We start from the raw sequence: 17355 nt of genomic DNA, 5'->3' as shown, positions 1-17355 counted from the left end.
TTGTTCTCACTCAAGAATCTCTCCCGTCGTCATGTTCACCGCGGGGGCCCGCTCTTCGGATTGTAGTGCGGCGTGGATATTCGCCGCGAGTGCAGGGCCAATTCCAGGGACGCCTTCGAGGTCCTCGACGCGCGCCTTGCGAATCGCGTCGACGGTCGTGAAACGGTCGAGGAGCGCACGTCGCCGACTGGGCCCCAGGCCGGGGATCTCATCGAGCACGCTTTCGTGCATCGAGCGGCCTCGTTTGGAGCGGTGAAACGTGATGGCAAAGCGGTGTGCTTCGTCGCGCAGGCGCTGGATGAGAAAGAGCGCTTCGGATGTGCGCGGAAGAATGAGCGGGTAGTCCTCATCGGGCAGCCACACTTCCTCGAGACGCTTAGCGATGCCGATCAGGGCAACATCGGTGATACCCAGTTCATCCATGACGCGTTTGGCGGCATTAACCTGAGGTAAGCCGCCGTCAACGATGATGAGGTTCGGCGGGTACGCGAATCGAGTCGCGGACGGATCAACCACGTCACCGTTTGCCCGGGCTTCCTTCTGCTCGAGGTGGTGGCGAAGCCGTCGACGCAGCACGTCCTGCATGCTCGCCGTGTCATCACGCGCTGCGTCCCCGGAGATCGAGAAACGGCGGTACTCGCTCTTGCGTGGGAGACCGTCTTCGAACACGACCATCGAGCCGACGACGTTTGTGCCCTGCGAATGCGAGATGTCGAAGCATTCGATGCGCAGCGGCGCGTCTTCCATATCGAGCGCTTCGCCGAGATCCTCGAGCGCTTTGGAACGGGAGGTGAGGTCGCCTGTCCGGCGCAGTTTCCCGAGTCGCATGGCTTCTTTCGCATTTGCGCTTACCGTCTCAAGAAGCGCTTTCTTTTCACCCCGCTGGGGCACCCGTATATCGATGCTTTGACGGTTAAGGAGCGCTCGAATCTCATCAGGACGGGACGGCATGTGTGTCACGAGAATCTCGTGCGGGGCGCGTGTATCGGTCCCCTCGTAGAGCTGCGTGAGCGCCCGTTCCATGAGCTCAGCCGGGCTTGAATCATCCAAGAGCTCGGCAACCCACCCTCGTTGACCCCGGATACGCCCGCCTCTCACGTGAAAGACCTGCACGCTTGCCTCGAGCTCGTCGAGTTCGAGGGCGACGAGATCGGCGTCGGTCGCATCTGCAAGCACCACCGAGTTTTTTTCCATGACCTTTTCGAGCGCGGCAAGGTCGTCGCGATATCGGGCTGCGGCCTCGTAGTCCAGCGCGGCGGCAGCTTCCTTCATTTTGGTGCGCCGTTCGCGAACAAAAGCCCCGGTATTGCCGTCCATAAACGCCACGAGGTTTTCGGCGAGTGCTCGGTGCTCCTCGATGCTTACGTTGCCTACGCACGGCGCGGCGCATTTGCCAATGAAGCCGAGTAGGCACGGCCTGCCCGAGCGTTCCGCACGGTTGTACACGCCCTGGGTGCACGTTCGCACGGGAAAGACTCGCAATAGCAGGTCGAGAGTTTCGCGAATGGCCCACACGTGAGCGTACGGACCAAAGGAACGATCCGTTTTGTGGCGCTCTTTGCGCGTGATCATCGCGCGCGGCACCTGATTACCCATCGTCACGACGAGGAACGGGTACGACTTGTCATCGCGGAACTTCACGTTGAAGCGCGGATCAAATTCCTTGATCCAGGTGTATTCGAGCGTGAGTGCCTCGACATCGCTCGTGACGACCGTCCACTGCACCTGGCTTGCGGTGGTCACCATTTTCTGGGTGCGCGGGTGGAGGTTCGCGAGATCCTGAAAATAGTTGCCGAGCCTTTGGCGAAGATTCTTCGCCTTGCCCACGTAGATGACCCTCGAATCGGGGTCGAGGAACCGGTAGACGCCAGGATCCGTCGGAATAGACCCCGGCGCCGGCCGGTACGTCGCCGGATCCGCCATTACAGGAGCTCCCGCAGGAACTGCCCCGTGAACGACTCGTCGACCTTCGCGACGTCTTCGGGCGTGCCGGTCGCGATCACGCGGCCGCCTCCGCTGCCGCCCTCCGGACCGAGGTCGATGAGGTAGTCGGCGCTCTTAATCACGTCCAGATTGTGTTCGATCACGACGACCGAGTTGCCCTTGTCCACGAGTCCCTGAAGCACCGAAAGGAGTTTTTTAATGTCCTCGAAGTGCAAGCCGGTCGTCGGCTCGTCCAGCACGTAAATCGTCCGGCCCTTCGAGCGCTTGTGCAGTTCGGCAGCGAGCTTCACGCGCTGTGCTTCGCCGCCCGAGAGCGTCGTCGCGGACTGCCCGAGCCGCACATACCCGAGACCAACCTCGACAAGCGTCGACAACTGACGGTGGATGGCGGGAACCGCCTCGAAAAACTCGACGGCCTCCGAGATCGGCATGTCGAGCACCTCGGCCACGTTCTTGCCTTTGAAACGCACCTGGAGTGTTTCTGAGTTGTAGCGCGCTCCGTGGCACACCTCGCACTTCACGTACACGTCCGGAAGGAAGTTCATCTCGATCTTGATCGTTCCGTCACCGGCGCAGTTCTCGCATCGCCCGCCCTTGACGTTGAACGAGAAGCGTCCGGCCTTGTAACCGCGCACCTTCGCCTCGCTCGTTTGAGCAAAGAGGGTACGAATGCGATCCCAAACCCCCGTATACGTGGCCGGATTCGAGCGCGGCGTACGGCCGATCGGGGACTGGTCGACGTGGACGACCTTATCGAGGTGCTCGAGGCCTTCAACGCGCGTATGTCGGCCGGGGACGACGCGAGCGCGGTTGAGGTTCTTCGCGAGCACACGGTAAAGAATGTCGTTGACGAGAGTCGACTTGCCGGATCCGGACACTCCCGTCACGGCGGTGAATAGGCCCAGCGGCACCGTCACATTCACACCCTGAAGGTTGTTTTCGCGCGCATTCACGACCTTCAGCACACGACCGGGGTCCACCTTCCGGCGCTCTTTCGGCACATCGATCGTGCGCTCACCACTCAGGTACTGCCCGGTGATAGAGCGGGACTCCTCGAGGAGCCCCTCGTACGCGCCCGAATACACAACCTCGCCGCCGTACTCGCCGGCGTTGGGGCCGATATCGACGATCCAGTCAGCCGTGCGGAGCGTGTCCTCATCGTGCTCGACAACGATGAGGGTATTGCCGAGGTCGCGAAGCCGAACGAGGGTGTGGATGAGCCTCTGGTTATCGCGCTGGTGGAGCCCGATCGATGGCTCATCGAGCACGTACAAAACTCCCACGAGGCCCGAGCCAATCTGAGTCGCGAGGCGGATGCGCTGTGCCTCTCCCCCGGACAGGGTTCCGGCGGCACGCGAGAGGTTGAGGTAGTTCAGTCCCACGTCGACGAGGAAGCCGAGCCGTGCGTGGATTTCGCGGAGAATCTCGTCGGCAATCACGAGGTCACGCGAGGAGAACTCGACGCCCTCGAGGAAGGCCTTCGCCTCGCCAATCGGAAGATCCGAGAACTCGGCGATCGACTTTCCACCGATGGTGATGGACAGGACTTCGGGGCGAAGCCTGCGACCCTGGCACGCGGGGCACGGCGCGTGACGCATGAACTGCTCGTAGCGTTCGCGGGCCCAATCGGATTCAGTATCCTCGTGACGGCGCTTGAGGTAGTACATGACTCCCTCAAAGCCCGTCGAATAACGGCGCTCGCGCCCGAACCGGTTGCGGTAGCGCACGTGCACTTTGAAATTGTGTCCGTTGAGAAGAGCGTCCTTGGCGTCGTCCGGGAGGTCCTTCCACGGCGTGTCCATCGAGAACCCAAGCTCGCTCGCAAGGGCACTCATCACCTGCTGGTGGTGGTCGGCGCTGCCGAGGGTCCACGGCGCAATCGCCCCTTCCGCGAGCGTCGCCGATTCGTCAGGGATCACGAGCTCCGGGTCGATTTCAAGTCGCGTCCCGATACCCGAACATTCGGGACACGCGCCGTAGGGGGCGTTGAAGGAGAACGACCGCGGCTCGATTTCTTCGAGCTCGAGCGGATGCTCGTTGGGGCACGCGCGCTTCTCAGAAAATCGGCGCGTCCGCTCGGGCGAGCCCTCCGCTTCATCCACGAAGTCAGCGATGACAACGCCGCCCGCAAGCCGGGTCGCGGTCTCCACCGAGTCCGTCAGGCGCGTGCGCGAACCGCTCTTCACCGCAAGGCGATCAACGATGACCTCGATCGTGTGCTTCTTCGTTTTCGCGAGCGAGATGTCCTCCGACAGACGCATCACCTCGCCGTCAATGCGTGCACGGGAGAAGCCCTGTGATTGAAGGGAGCTCAAAAGGTCGGTGTGTTCGCCTTTGCGGCCCTTAATGACGGGCGCAAGAAGCTGGAAACGCGTACCTTCGGGATAGGCAAGAAGAGCATCGACCATTTGCTCTGCGCTCTGAGAAGAAATCTCAGCCCCGCACGTCGGGCAGTGCTGCACGCCCGTGCGCGCATAGAGCAAACGCAGGTAGTCATGAATTTCCGTGATCGTGCCAACGGTCGAGCGCGGGTTGCGGTTCGTCGATTTCTGGTCGATCGACACTGCGGGCGAAAGCCCCTCGATAAACTCGACTTTCGGCTTGTCCATCTGGCCGAGGAACTGCCTCGCGTAGCTTGAGAGGGACTCGACGTATCGGCGCTGCCCTTCGGCAAAAATCGTATCGAAGGCAAGAGAGGACTTTCCCGAGCCGGAAAGCCCAGAAAACACCACGAGCGCATTGCGGGGGATCTCGAGGTCGACGTTCTTGAGGTTGTGTTCGCGCGCACCGCGCACAATCAATGCATCAGTCACCTGGACAATTCTAGGAGCCGCTTCTGAAAAGCGAAGGTGCTCGCCGTAGCATGGTGAGCATGAGCACCCTCAAAAATCAGTACACGGGCAGCGTCACGAGCGGCGGGGAAAGCGACGTGCGAACCCTCGGCTCGCTCGTCATTCGCAAAGCCTCCGTCGGCCCCCTCGACAACAATGCGTACCTTCTCACGTGCAGGGTCTCGGGCGCCCAGCTCCTGATCGACGCCGCGGCCGATGCCCCGCGTCTCATGCGCCTCATCAGGGAGGGCTCCCCTACCTCCCGCCTCGACTCGATCCTCACGACTCACTCGCATCACGATCACGTTGGCGCGCTCGCGCAGGTGCGCGCTGCGACCCAGGCAAAAACTTTCGCGGGCGCCAAGGACGCCCCGGAGATCCCGACGCCGACGGATGTTCCGCTGAAGAATGGCGACACCATCAGAGTCGGCGTGAACGATCTCGAGATCGTCGCACTTCGCGGCCACACTCCCGGATCGGTGGCCGCGATCTACTGGGGGCAGGCCGACGGCACCCACGTGTTTACCGGCGACTCCCTTTTTCCGGGCGGCGTGGGCGCCACACGCGGTGATTCTGAGCGCTTCACCTCGCTGCTCAACGATGTCGAAGAGCGCCTCTTCGATGTTTTGCCGGACGAGACGTGGGTTTATCCGGGGCACGGCGAGGACACCACGATTGGTGCCGAGCGCCCGCATCTTGCCGAGTGGCGCGAGCGCGGCTGGTGAGTCGCCCCCCTAGTTGGCGCTGCCGGTGAGTTTGAACCTACCGGTGAGGCTCGCCGAGTCGAGTTGGTTCGCAAAGATCGCGAAACGAACCTGGGCCTGCGTAACTTCTTCGGAAATCTCGAGTTTCTCGACTGAGAGTGCGTGCACGGTATGGATGTAGCGGTGTACGCGCCCTTCGGGTGGGCACGGTCCGCCGTAACCTGAAAAGCCGTAGTCGTTCGCCCATTCACGGGCCGCCTCGGGCAGGCTCTCCCCCTCGGCAAGACCTGCCATGCTTGCGGGGACATCGAAGGCGATCCAGTGCCAGAAGCCCGAGCCCGTGGGAGCATCCGGGTCGAAAACGGTGAGAGCGAACGACCGCGTCCCCTCGGGGGCGTCAGTCCACGAGAGGTCGGGGTGGAGATTGTCGCCACCCGCGGCGTGCTCGGCAAAACGCACGGGAATTGTCTCGCCCTCGCCAAAAGCTTGAGTGGTAATACGCATGGGTCTCCTTGCATACGGTCGATTTGTGGGAGCCGAGCGGCGCTGCACGGAGTAATCCGGACATCGTACTCGCCTATGCGTTCATTGCCACCTAAGCTCCCGTGAACTGACGAAGTTCCTTCTTGAGTTCCGTCACCTCGTCGCGGATGCGCGCCGCAACTTCAAACTGGAGATTCTCCGCCGCCTGGTGCATATTCGCGGTGAGTTCCTCAATCATCTCGCGAAGCGCCTTTTCTGGGTTATCCCCCAGGTCAAGTGCGCGATTGCCGGTCGTGCCACCTCGCTCGGGCGAGCTTGAGCCCTTCGTGCGTTCCTTGCCCTTGCGATAGTCGGTCGCAAGCAGCGTCTCGGTGTCGATATCCTCGCGCGCAAGCATGTCTGTGACATCGGCGATCTTCTTGCGGAGCGGCTGCGGGTCGATGCCGTTTTCCTTGTTGTACGCGATTTGGATCTCACGGCGACGATTGGTCTCATCGATGGCTTCGCGCATCGAATCGGTGATCGTATCGGCATACATGTGCACTTGGCCCGAGACGTTACGGGCTGCACGCCCAATGGTCTGGATAAGCGAAGTACGCGAGCGGAGAAATCCTTCCTTGTCGGCATCGAGGATGGCCACGAGCGAAACCTCGGGAAGGTCGAGGCCCTCACGCAAAAGGTTGATACCGACGAGGACGTCGAATTCGCCCTGACGCAGTTCGCGCAGCAGTTCAACGCGCCGAAGAGTGTCGACATCGGAATGCAGGTATTGGACGCGCACGCCGTTCTCGAGGAGGTAGTCCGTGAGGTCCTCCGCCATGCGCTTGGTCAGCGTCGTCACGAGTACGCGCTCGTTCTTCTCGACGCGTTTTTCGATCTCGGCGCGAAGATCGTCGATTTGCCCGCGCACGGGTTTGACGATCACTTCGGGATCAACGAGACCGGTGGGGCGGATGATCTGCTCGACATAACCGTTGGCGCGTTCTAGTTCGTACTGGGCGGGCGTCGCCGAGAGGTAAACGGTCTGCCCGGTGCGCTCAATAAACTCGTCGAAGCGCAGAGGCCGGTTATCGAGTGCCGACGGCAACCTGAAACCAAAGTCAACGAGCGTGCGCTTGCGCGAGCGATCCCCCTCGAACATCGCGCCGATCTGAGGCACAGTCACGTGTGACTCGTCGATGATGAGCACGAAATCTTCGGGGAAATAGTCGAGCAGGGTATTCGGGGGCGTTCCGGGGCCGCGGCCGTCAAAATGGCGGGAATAGTTTTCAACGCCATTCGTCGTTCCGGTTTGGCGCAGCATCTCGATGTCGTGAGTCGTGCGCATGCGAAGGCGCTGTGCCTCGAGCAACTTGTTTTCACCCTCGAGTTCCTCGAGGCGTTCGGCAAGCTCGGCTTCGATATCCTTGATAGCGCGCTGAAGCCGCTCGGGGCCGGCGACGTAGTGGGAGGCGGGGAAGATGTGCATCTGCTCTTCCTCGCGGATCACTTCGCCGGTCACGGGGTGCAGGGTGTAGAGCGCGTCGATCTCGTCACCGAAAAATTCAATGCGGATCGCGAGCTCTTCATACATGGGGATGATCTCGACGGTATCGCCGCGCACACGGAACGTCCCGCGCACAAACGCGACGTCGTTGCGGTCGTACTGCATGTCGATGAACTTGCGAAGGAGAGCATCGCGCTCGATCTCCTCGCCGACGCTTAGACGCACCATACGATCCACGTACTCTTGCGGTGTACCGAGACCGTAAATGCAGCTCACTGAACTCACGACGACCACGTCTCGGCGAGTCAGAAGTGAGTTCGTGGCGCTGTGACGCAGCCGCTCCACTTCGGCGTTGATCGAGGAGTCCTTCTCGATATAGGTATCCGATTGCGGAACGTACGCCTCTGGCTGGTAGTAGTCGTAGTAGCTCACGAAGTACTCGACCGCGTTATTCGGAAGAAGCTCGCGAAATTCGCTCGCGAGCTGAGCGGCGAGGGTCTTGTTGTGCGCCATGACGAGGGTGGGGCGTTGAAGCTTTTCGATCAGCCACGCCGCGGTCGCGCTCTTACCCGTTCCTGTCGCCCCGAGGAGAACAACATCCTGTTCTCCTGCGTTGATGCGCGCTGCGAGTTCCTCAATGGCCTTCGGCTGATCGCCCGCAGGCTTGTATTCGGAAACAACTTCGAAGGGCTTGACTGCACGGGTCAGTTCGGTAACGGGACGCATGCCTTAACCCTAGCCCTCGCCCCTAGTCGAGGGCATGGAGTCGATGGTCGATGATGTCGCACGCCTCGGCGAGGGCGGCGTTGGCGCGCACGTCAAGATGTTCGGGTGCCCCCGCATTGTCGATGAACACGTCTGCCCTCGCGCGTCGCTCCTCATCGTTGACCTGCGCACGGATGACACCCTCGACGTATTCGCGGGACTTGCCGCGCTCGCGGACGACTCGGTCAATGCGCTCACGCTCGGGTGTCAAAACAGCGACAATGGCACGGTAGTGGCGGTCGTGCTCCAGCTCGAGAAGCAGGGGCGAATCGTGGATGACGAGAACGCGCGTGCCGTCAGCCGCGCGTGAGGCTATGGCCGCCTCGAGCCGGCCGACTTCCGCCCACAAATGGTGGTGCACAATCCGTTCGAGATCGGCACGCGAATCAGGATCGTTGAAGACGAGTTCGGCAAGTGCCGCACGGTCGATCCTCCCGGTCTCGGAGTTTCGATAGCTCTCGCCGAAACGTGCGATAGCCTCCTCAAAGCCTTCGCCGGGCTGGTCGAGGACGGCTCGAGAGAGCGCATCAAGATCAATCACGTGGTGGCCTTTTCGGGCCCATATTTTTCCGACGGTGGACTTGCCCGAACCGATTCCTCCCGTGAGGCCGATACGAAGCACTCCGGTCGGGGCATCGGGGACGGAAACGTGTGTCATGTGAGTTCACTCCTATCCGCGAGAGAGTTGAGCAACAACCTGCTTCTGGCCTTCGGGCCTGCTCCAATAGATTAGTGGAGTGAACACCACGCCCGATCACTTTCTCCTCACGAATCAGCTGCTTATCGCGATCGACCTCATCGGCGTGTTTGTCATGGGCATCGTCGGCGGCTCCCTCGCTCGCCGCCTTCAATTCGATGCGGTGGGATACGCCGTGCTCGGCGTCATCTCGGGCCTCGGCGGCGGCATCATTCGCGACCTCATCCTCAACTACGGCATCCCCGCGGCCTTCGCTAACCCCCTCTACCTCACCGTCGGCCTTGCCGGATCAGCGATCGCCTACTTCGTTTCCTCTGAGGGCGCCATGTGGCGCCACACCACGACCGTTCTCGACTGTATTGCGCTCGGGCTTTGGGCAGCCATCGGCACAGCGAAATCTATGCTCGTGGGCCTCTCCCCGCTTCCCGCGGTCATGCTCGGCGTCACGACCGGTGTCGGCGGCGGCGTCATTCGTGACATAGCGGTGGGGCGCATCCCCGTAGTGTTTGGGGGCGGCCCGCTCTACGCGACCGCTGCCCTCCTCACTTCGGTGCTGACATGGCTCGTCTACTACTTCGACCTGCCTGCCTGGACCGTGCTTATCGCCGCCTCGTGCGGCACTCTCCTCGCGATCTTCGCGCAGTGGAAGCAGTGGACGCTGCCCACCACGGCTCCCGATCTCGCGGTCACAATGAGCCCAAGCCAGCTTCGCGCCTTCGCCCGCCGCGTGCGCAAGGCTGAAAGGCGCCGCGTAGCGATCGAGACCGGCGCGATCCCCGTCGTCAACATCGACAACGACGACCTCGCGCGGGACATCCTCGAAAATCCACCGGAAGTAGAACCGTAACCCCTACCGGAGCTGCTTACGCGGTGATGGCGGCATAGCTTTCCTCGAGGAGCGCTTCACTCGGCCCCTCAAGGCGGATCGGCTCGCCGACTGCATCGAGGATGACGAAACGTAGCAGCGCCCCTCGCGCTTTCTTATCGCGCGCCATTGCTTCGCGCAATGCTCCCCACTGACCGTCCCGGTAGCGCGTGGGCAGCGCAAGCGATTCGAGAACATTCCGGTGGCGGGCGAGCAGAGCGCTACTCAGATGGCCGGCCCGGTGGGAAAGCTCGGCGGCAAACACCATCCCGACGGCGACGGCGTCGCCGTGTCGCCACGTGTACTTTTCATGGCGTTCGATCGCGTGGGCGAGGGTATGACCGTAATTGAGAATTTCGCGGCGTCCCTTTTCAGTGAGATCCTCGCTCACGACCTCAGCTTTCACCGTGATCGACCTGGTGAGGATTTCGGCAAACTCACTCGAGCGGGTATCGCGGACCCGGCCCGGCCCGCCTTCAATGATGTCGAGAATGCGGGGATCGGCAATAAAGCCAGCCTTCACGACCTCCGCGAGGCCAGCGGACACATCGTGCGCTGGTAGCCCCTCAAGCGCCTCGAGGTCCGCAATCACTGCACGGGGAGCATGAAATGCCCCCACAAGGTTCTTCCCCTCCGCCGTGTTGATGCCGGTCTTGCCACCAACCGCCGCATCAACCATTCCCGCAACCGTCGTCGGCACGTGAATGACGTCGATGCCGCGAAGCCAGGTTGCGGCAGCGAAGCCTGCGAGGTCCGTCGCTGCGCCGCCTCCCATCCCAATGATCAGGTCGCTTCGCGTGAAGTCGCGTGAGCCGAGTACGCGCCACAGCTCGCTCAGCGTGTCGATCCCCTTGGCCTGCTCGGCGTCGGGGATGGCGACGGTAAGAGCCTCGCGACCGTCGGACTCGAGCGCCGCGGCAAGCCTGCGGGCCCGCTGTGCGACGGGAGCTTGGTGGACGATAAGAACGTGGAGCACTCGCTCGGGGATCGCGGTGAGGATCGTGCGTTCAAGCCCCCTACCCACCGTCACGTCGTAGGAGCTCGATCCCCGACCGACGGTGATGCGAGTCGGCATCGCTGTGTCGAAACCTGTCACGTCGTTGTCCCCTTTAGTCGAGAGTAGTGGTGGGCTGCGGTGACGTCAGTTCGCGCGCGAGCGTGGCCGCGAGCTCATCCGGTGAAGCCTCAACGGTGTCGAGCGCCCATACCGCGACCTGGGCGAACAGTGGTTCTCGCTCCTTACTGACCTGAATCCACCGCGCGTGCGGGTCATCACCCGCGAGGACGGGCCTTCCCATACCCGAACCAATACGTTCACGCGCATGATCAGCGTCGAGAAGAAGACGCACGACGAGCCTATCGCGCAGACGCTCGCGGGTGGCGGGTGATGTCACCGCCCCACCCCCGAGGGCAAGGATCCCCTCATGCTCCGCGAGAAGGCGCGCAATGACTCTCTCTTCGAGCGCCCGAAAGTACTGCTCACCCTCGGAGGCAAAAATCTCCGGAATCGAGCGAGCAGCCTCCCGCTCGATCTCGCGATCGGAATCGACGAAGGCGAGCCCCAGCCGGTTGGCAACACGTGTGCCAACCGTCTTTTTTCCCGAGCCCATAGGCCCGACGAGCACGAGCCGCGGGCCCCCTTCATACAGTTCGGGAGTGCGTAGGCGTGCAAGCGTCGGGAGCGCCTGTTCTCGTTCGCTCACCGATCAGCACCATCTGCACGCGCCACGGCGCACTCGCGCACGCTCGACACACGAGGGGCGATTTCGGCCACGCTGTCTCCCCCAACCTTTTCGAGGAGAGCGTCGGCGAGAGTGATCGCGACCATCGCTTGAGCGATCACGGCCGCAGGCGCCACTGCACACACGTCGGAACGCTGATGGTTCGCAGTCGCTTCCTCACCGGTGGCCGTGTCGATCGTTCGCAGCGCCCGCGGCACCGTCGAGATCGGCTTGAGGGCACCACGAACGGCAATGAGTTCGGCGTTCGAGATTCCGCCCTCGGTGCCCCCCGCGCGATTCGACGCGCGGCTCGTACCAGCCGGGCCCGCTCCCTCACCGAGAATCTCATCATGAGCGAGACTTCCACGGCGGCCCGCGTTCGCGAAACCCTCACCGATTTCCACACCCTTCATCGCCTGGATACTCATGATTGCCTGGGCGAGGCGAGCATCAAGACGACGGTTCCATTGCGTGTGAGAGCCGAGACCGGCCGGAACGTTATAGGCGAGAACTTCGACGACGCCGCCCAGAGTGTCGCCGTCCTTCTTCGCCGCATCGACCTCGTCGACCATCGCCTGAGAGGTGTCGGCATCAAAACAGCGCAGGGGGTCCGCATCGAGGGTCGAGGCATCGGCGGGAGTAGGCAGCGCGCTACCTTCGGGCACGCGCGCTTGCCCCACCTGCAACGTGTGTGCCACGAGCGTAATGCCCGCGGCCTGTTCAAGGAGTGCCTCACACAACGCGCCGATCACCACGCGCGCAGCGGTTTCCCGAGCGCTCGCACGCTCGAGAACGTTTCGTGCATCCTCATGGCCGTACTTGGCCATGCCTGCAAGATCAGCGTGGCCGGGGCGCGGCCTCGTGAGGGGTTTGTTGCGCGCAATCTCGCGTTCATCGCCCGTACCCGCATCGATCATGAGATCCTCGCGCGAGACGGGATCGGCGCTCATGACCTTTTCCCACTTCGGCCACTCCGTGTTTCGAATTTCCACGGCGATCGGTGAACCTAGGGTTCGACCGTGCCGCACGCCAGAAAGAATGCGAACCTCGTCCTGCTCAAACTTCTGCCGTGCTCCGCGGCCGTAACCGAGCCGGCGCCGCGCAAGCGCATCCCGCAACGCTTCGTGCGTAATCTCGACTCCCGCGGGGAAACCGTCGATCATTGCCACGAGCGAGGGGCCGTGTGACTCCCCCGCGGTCATCCAATTCAGCACAGGTGGCCTTTCGCTTAGGAGGTAAGGCGCAGGGCATGCGCCCGTTGCCGATGCCATTCAGGTTAAAGGCGAAAGCGCCCCTCGCAAAACGAGGAGCGCTTTCGTGAGATCGCTAGGCGATCACGTCAATCAGTTGTTGCCCGTGAGCTTCTCGCGAAGAGCCGCGAGTGCCTCATCGGAAGCGAGGGTGCCCTCGTCGCTCGAGGAGGACTGGAACGAGGTCGGTGCGGCCTCGCCCGCTGCCGGCGCCGCAGCCTGAGCTTCGGCGTCGGCCTTCGCTGCCTCGGCAACTTGGGCCTTGTGCTGGGTCCAGCGCTCGTACGCACGGGCGTAGTCCGCTTCCCAGGCCTCGCGCTGAGCCTCGTAGCCCTCGAGCCACTCGTTGGTCTCGGGATCGAAGCCCTCGGGGTACTTGTACTCGCCGTTTTCGTCGTACTCAGCGGCCATACCGTAGAGAGCCGGATCGAACGTCGAGTCGTCGCCCTCGGGGTCGACACCCTCGTTCGCCTGCTTGAGGGACAGGGAAATGCGGCGGCGCTCGAGATCGATGTCGATGACCTTGACAAAGACTTCCTGGTCGACGCTCACAACCTGCTCGGGCAGGTCAACGTGACGCTGGGCAAGCTCGGAAATGTGCACGAGGCCCTCGATACCGTCCTCGACGCGCACGAACGCACCGAACGGAACGAGCTTCGTAACCTTACCCGGCACAACCTGGCCGATGGCGTGGGTGCGGGCGAAGAGCTGCCACGGGTCTTCCTGAGTGGCCTTGAGCGAAAGCGACACGCGCTCGCGATCCATCTCGACCGAGAGAACCTCAACCTTGACGGGCTGGCCAACCTCGACAACCTCGCTCGGGTGGTCGATGTGCTTCCAGGAGAGCTCGGAAACGTGGACGAGGCCGTCGACACCGCCGAGGTCCACGAACGCACCGAAGTTGACGATCGAGGAGACGTGGCCCTCGCGAACCTGGCCCTTCTGGAGGGTCTGGAGGAAGTCGGTGCGAACCGATGCCTGGGTCTCTTCGAGGTAGGCGCGACGCGAGAGGACGACGTTGTTGCGGTTCTTGTCGAGCTCGATGATCTTCGCTTCGAGCTCCTGGCCGATGTACGGCTGAAGGTCGCGCACGCGGCGCATCTCGACGAGCGAAGCGGGAAGGAAGCCGCGAAGGCCGATGTCGACGATGAGGCCGCCCTTGACAACCTCAATGACGGTGCCGGTAACGACACCTTCGTTTTCCTTGATGTCCTCGATCGAGCCCCATGCGCGCTCGTACTGCGCACGCTTCTTCGAGAGGATCAGGCGGCCTTCCTTGTCCTCCTTCTGGAGAACGAGCGCCTCGACCTCGTCGCCGACCTCGACGACCTCATCGGGGTCGACATCGTGCTTGATCGAGAGTTCGCGGGAAGGGATGACGCCTTCGGTCTTGTAGCCGATGTCAAGAAGAACCTCGTCCCGGTCAACCTTGACGACGGTGCCCTCGACGATGTCGCCATCGTTGAAGTACTTGATGGTCGAATCGATAGCGGCGAGAAGTTCCTCTTCGCTACCGATATCGTTGATGGCGATCTGAGGTGCGTTGTTCGTGGTCATGTAGTAAATGGCTCCGTCGGGACAGGTAGTAGATGGTACAGAAACACGTGTGAGCGAAGCGCACACACCTGGTCTAGCCTACCGGTCATTGCATCCACGGGTCAACGAAAAAAGCTCCGAAAACCCCGCTCTCGACGTCGAGGTGACCAATCCAACATCGAACGCTGTTCTATGGGGCGCCCACAACGTTTTCTTGACTGCCGCAACGATGATCTAGCGTGGCTCGCGGCCGTGATCCGATCCAAACGGGCGGGTTAATGGTGCGGCATCGCGATCGCGGGCGACGAGTGAGTCACCTGCCATTCAAACCCCCATAACCCCTATGCAATTCAGAAGTGGGGACGGAAATGGGGTTTAGTGCGCAGCCTCCAGCCAGGAGTGCCCAACGCCCACCGAAACGTCCATGGGCACGGAAAGCTCATAGGCTCCCTCCATGCCCTCGCGCACGACGTCACGCACGAGGTCGATTTCGCCGGGAGCGACATCGACGATGAGCTCATCGTGAACCTGGAGCACGAGACGCGAGGCGGCGCCGGTCTTCTTCAGCGCATGGTCAACGCGCAGCATCGCGAGTTTGATGATGTCGGCGGCGCTGCCCTGAATCGGCGAGTTGAGCGCCACACGCTCCGCATTTTCCCGCCGCTGTCGGCTATCGCTCGTGAGTTCGGGAAGGTAGCGGCGGCGCCCAAGAAGAGTTTCCGTGTAGCCGAGTGAACGTGCTCTCTCGACGCTTTCATGCAGGTAGTCCTGGACGCCCCCGAAGCGTTCAAAGTACTGTGCGCGAAGCGCTTGCGCTTCGCTTTGCGGAATGTGGAGCTGGCGAGCGAGACCAAAAGCGGAAAGACCGTAGGCGAGGCCGTAGCTGATCGCCTTCGTTTTCGAACGTTCTTCGCTCGTCACCTGATCGACCGGGATGCCGAACACTTGCGAGGCGACGAAGCTGTGGAGGTCTTCGCCGTCACGGAAAGCCTGGATGAGCCCCTCGTCGCCGGACAGGTGCGCCATGATGCGCATCTCGATCTGGGAATAGTCCGCGGTAAGAAGCGACTCGAAGCCTTCGCTCGCGTGGAAGGCGCCGCGGATTTGGCGGCCGGCCTCGGTGCGCGCCGGAATGTTCTGCAGGTTCGGGTTGGACGAGGCAAGGCGCCCGGTGGCCGCGACATTCTGCGAAAGGGTCGTGTGGATACGACCCTCCTCGCTCACGGATTTGCGCAGCGTTTCGATGATCTGGCGCAATTTCGTGACGTCGCGGTGTTCGAGGAGCGCCTGCACGAAGGGGTGGCCAGTCTTCGCGTAAAGATCCGTGAGGGACTCGGCGTCGGTCGAATGTCCCGTCTTAGTTTTGCGGGTCGGCGGCATCCCGAGCCGGTCAAACAGCACGGTTTGAAGCTGCTTCGGTGAGCCGAGATTGATCTCCTCGCCACCGATTTCCGCGAAGGCCCGAGTTGCGACCTCAGACTGCCGTTCGGCATGCATCGAGTCGAGCCGGTCAAGCTCGGAAGCGTCGACGGCGATGCCCGACTCTTCCATTTGCGTCAGCACACGCGCAAGCGGGAGTTCGAGATCATCGTGAATGGCACGGGTCTCGTGTGCATCCATGTCTTTCACGAGGATAGGGGTCAGACGGTACTCCGCCCTCGCGCGATCCAAAAGATCCTCGTGCAGCGCCTGCGCGGTGGGCTTCTTGTCGAGCTTCGGGAATTCCTCGTGAAGGTGGCGCATCGCGAGGCCGGCGACATCTGCGGGACGCTGCCCAGGCCTGCACAGGAACTCCGCGAGGGAGAGATCAACATCGAGGCCGCGAATGTCGAAGCCCGCACCGTTAAGAATATGCGCGAGCTCCTTGGAGTCGAGCGTCCATTTCGGGATGACCGAGTTTCGCAGCCATCGGTCGAGCTCACGGCGGTCCTGTTCGTTCATGCGCGAGGAATTGATGTCGAGGCTTGCGCTGCCGGTGGCAATCACCAGGCCGCGAAACTCCGCCTCCCCCATCGCCCAGGCGCCGTCGGCCTCAAGAGCGCCTCCCAAAGCGGCATGCTCCGCAAGGAGCGCGCCAAGCTGCCCGGCCTCCGGCTCAATCACGGGAAGGGTGGGGTTGGCGACGATAGACTCGGCTTCCTCGGCCCCGCTGTCCCCGGCGGGGAGGAGGCCTGCGGGAATGTCCCGACGGATTCCCGGCCCAAAGGCGAGCTCATCAAAGCGCGCGTTGATGGCGACCCGGTCCCCGCGTCCAAGGAGATAAGCGTCGAAGTCCTTCGGCAGGTCAAGGTCACGCACGGCTTCGTTCATGCGGCGATTGCGCACCACGTCCTCGACGTGATCGCGAAGCGACTGCCCCGCCTTGCCTTTAATCTCGTCGCGGTGCTCAAGGATGCCGTCGAGTGTGCCGTACAGTCCAAGCCACTTCGCGGCGGTTTTGGGTCCCACGCCGGGAACGCCCGGAAGATTATCGGCGCTCTCCCCCACCAGAGCCGCGAGATCCGGATACAGGCTCGGGGAAACGAGGTACTTCTCTTCGACAGCCTCGGGAGTCATGCGGCGAAGCTCCGTGACGCCCTTCACGGGCTGCAAAAGCGTAATCGTCTCATCAACGAGCTGGATCGCGTCGCGATCACTCGTGACGAGCAGAGGCTGCACCCCGGCGTCTTTCGCGTACGTCGCGATTGTCGCGACGATGTCATCTGCCTCGTAATCTTCGACGCTGAAATGCGCGATGCCCATAGCCTCGAGCACCTGCTGAATAAGGGCGACCTGTCCCTTGAACGCCTCGGGAGTGGCCTGACGGCCGCCCTTGTACTCGCTGTAAATACGATCGCGGAAGGTGCCGCCTGGCAGATCGAACGCGACCGCCATGTGAGTGGGCTTCTCGTTCTTCACGATGTTGAAGATCATCCGGCAGAAACCGTACACCGAGTTCGTCGCCTGCCCCGCGCTGTTCACGAACGACTCCGGTGGCAGGGCAAAGAAGGCACGGAAGGCCATCGCATGGCCATCGATCACAACGATGCGCCTCTCAGGGGCGTTTTCGATCTCGCTCATGCCTCAAGTGTGT

The 17355-nt window shown here is 62.3% G+C and carries 12 protein-coding genes; 2 read left to right on the top strand and 10 right to left on the bottom strand.

The features are described from left to right. Positions 1–6: 6 nt before the first annotated feature. Positions 7–1923 (bottom strand): excinuclease ABC subunit UvrC, encoded by a 1917-nt coding sequence (gene uvrC, locus HMPREF3176_RS04585; RefSeq protein ID WP_016664613.1) that lies wholly within the window; start codon positions 1921–1923, stop codon positions 7–9. Then, a complete protein-coding gene (gene uvrA / locus HMPREF3176_RS04580; RefSeq protein WP_070458556.1) occupies positions 1923–4757 on the bottom strand; it encodes an excinuclease ABC subunit UvrA in 2835 nt (944 codons plus the stop codon). The genes uvrC and uvrA overlap by 1 nt, the downstream gene beginning before the upstream one ends. Before the next feature lie 50 nt (positions 4758–4807). Between uvrA and HMPREF3176_RS04575 the strand changes: the two genes are divergently transcribed. Then, the gene (locus tag HMPREF3176_RS04575) at positions 4808–5500 is read left to right on the top strand and encodes an MBL fold metallo-hydrolase (protein WP_016664615.1); all 693 of its coding nucleotides are present in this window, start codon (positions 4808–4810) and stop codon (positions 5498–5500) included. Positions 5501–5509: 9 nt separating this feature from the next. Here HMPREF3176_RS04575 and HMPREF3176_RS04570 read toward each other — a convergent pair whose 3' ends face one another. From HMPREF3176_RS04570 to coaE, 3 genes are all read right to left on the bottom strand, one after another. Continuing rightward, positions 5510–5983, bottom strand: a complete 474-nt coding sequence (locus HMPREF3176_RS04570; RefSeq protein ID WP_016664616.1) for a YbhB/YbcL family Raf kinase inhibitor-like protein — start codon at positions 5981–5983, stop codon at positions 5510–5512. Positions 5984–6074: 91 nt separating this feature from the next. Next, positions 6075–8174, bottom strand: coding sequence for an excinuclease ABC subunit UvrB (uvrB, locus tag HMPREF3176_RS04565; protein WP_016664617.1), 2100 nt, complete (start codon positions 8172–8174; stop codon positions 6075–6077). A 22-nt stretch (positions 8175–8196) separates the two neighbouring features. Beyond that, positions 8197–8871: a dephospho-CoA kinase gene (gene coaE, locus HMPREF3176_RS04560; protein WP_083286239.1), complete on the bottom strand. Its 675-nt coding sequence runs from the start codon at positions 8869–8871 to the stop codon at positions 8197–8199. 79 nt (positions 8872–8950) lie between these two features. Here coaE and HMPREF3176_RS04555 point away from each other — a divergent pair, with 79 nt between their 5' ends. Further along, positions 8951–9757, top strand: coding sequence for a trimeric intracellular cation channel family protein (locus tag HMPREF3176_RS04555; protein WP_016664619.1), 807 nt, complete (start codon positions 8951–8953; stop codon positions 9755–9757). Between the two features lie 16 nt (positions 9758–9773). Here HMPREF3176_RS04555 and aroB read toward each other — a convergent pair whose 3' ends face one another. From aroB to polA, 5 genes are all read right to left on the bottom strand, one after another. Continuing rightward, positions 9774–10871, bottom strand: coding sequence for a 3-dehydroquinate synthase (gene aroB / locus HMPREF3176_RS04550; protein ID WP_016664620.1), 1098 nt, complete (start codon positions 10869–10871; stop codon positions 9774–9776). Between the two features lie 13 nt (positions 10872–10884). Continuing rightward, positions 10885–11478, bottom strand: coding sequence for a shikimate kinase (locus HMPREF3176_RS04545; protein WP_083286238.1), 594 nt, complete (start codon positions 11476–11478; stop codon positions 10885–10887). Continuing rightward, positions 11475–12710 (bottom strand): chorismate synthase, encoded by a 1236-nt coding sequence (gene aroC, locus HMPREF3176_RS04540; RefSeq protein WP_016664622.1) that lies wholly within the window; start codon positions 12708–12710, stop codon positions 11475–11477. Before aroC ends, HMPREF3176_RS04545 begins: the two co-directional genes overlap by 4 nt. A gap of 129 nt (positions 12711–12839) precedes the next feature. Beyond that, on the bottom strand, positions 12840–14303 hold the full coding sequence (rpsA, locus tag HMPREF3176_RS04535; RefSeq protein ID WP_016664623.1) for a 30S ribosomal protein S1: 1464 nt from the start codon (positions 14301–14303) through the stop codon (positions 12840–12842). Positions 14304–14657: 354 nt separating this feature from the next. After that, positions 14658–17342, bottom strand: a complete 2685-nt coding sequence (gene polA / locus HMPREF3176_RS04530) for a DNA polymerase I (RefSeq protein ID WP_070458553.1) — start codon at positions 17340–17342, stop codon at positions 14658–14660. Positions 17343–17355 lie beyond the last annotated feature (13 nt).

This window comes from Dermabacter sp. HMSC08H10, from assembly GCF_001807585.1.
Lineage (GTDB): Bacteria > Actinomycetota > Actinomycetes > Actinomycetales > Dermabacteraceae > Dermabacter > Dermabacter hominis.
The sequence above is the reverse complement of the archived record's forward strand: the minus strand, read 5'-3'. Positions and strand labels throughout refer to the sequence as shown.

Excerpts from the sequence above, each read along its gene's own strand:
- uvrC (WP_016664613.1), bottom strand. The coding sequence starts at position 1,923 with ATGGCGGATCCGGCGACGTACCGGCCGGCGCCGGGGTCTATTCCGACG.
- HMPREF3176_RS04575 (WP_016664615.1), top strand. The coding sequence starts at position 4,808 with ATGGTGAGCATGAGCACCCTCAAAAATCAGTACACGGGCAGCGTCACG.
- HMPREF3176_RS04570 (WP_016664616.1), bottom strand. The coding sequence starts at position 5,983 with ATGCGTATTACCACTCAAGCTTTTGGCGAGGGCGAGACAATTCCCGTG.
- uvrB (WP_016664617.1), bottom strand. The coding sequence starts at position 8,174 with ATGCGTCCCGTTACCGAACTGACCCGTGCAGTCAAGCCCTTCGAAGTT.
- coaE (WP_083286239.1), bottom strand. The coding sequence starts at position 8,871 with ATGACACACGTTTCCGTCCCCGATGCCCCGACCGGAGTGCTTCGTATC.
- rpsA (WP_016664623.1), bottom strand. The coding sequence starts at position 14,303 with ATGACCACGAACAACGCACCTCAGATCGCCATCAACGATATCGGTAGC.
- polA (WP_070458553.1), bottom strand. The coding sequence starts at position 17,342 with ATGAGCGAGATCGAAAACGCCCCTGAGAGGCGCATCGTTGTGATCGAT.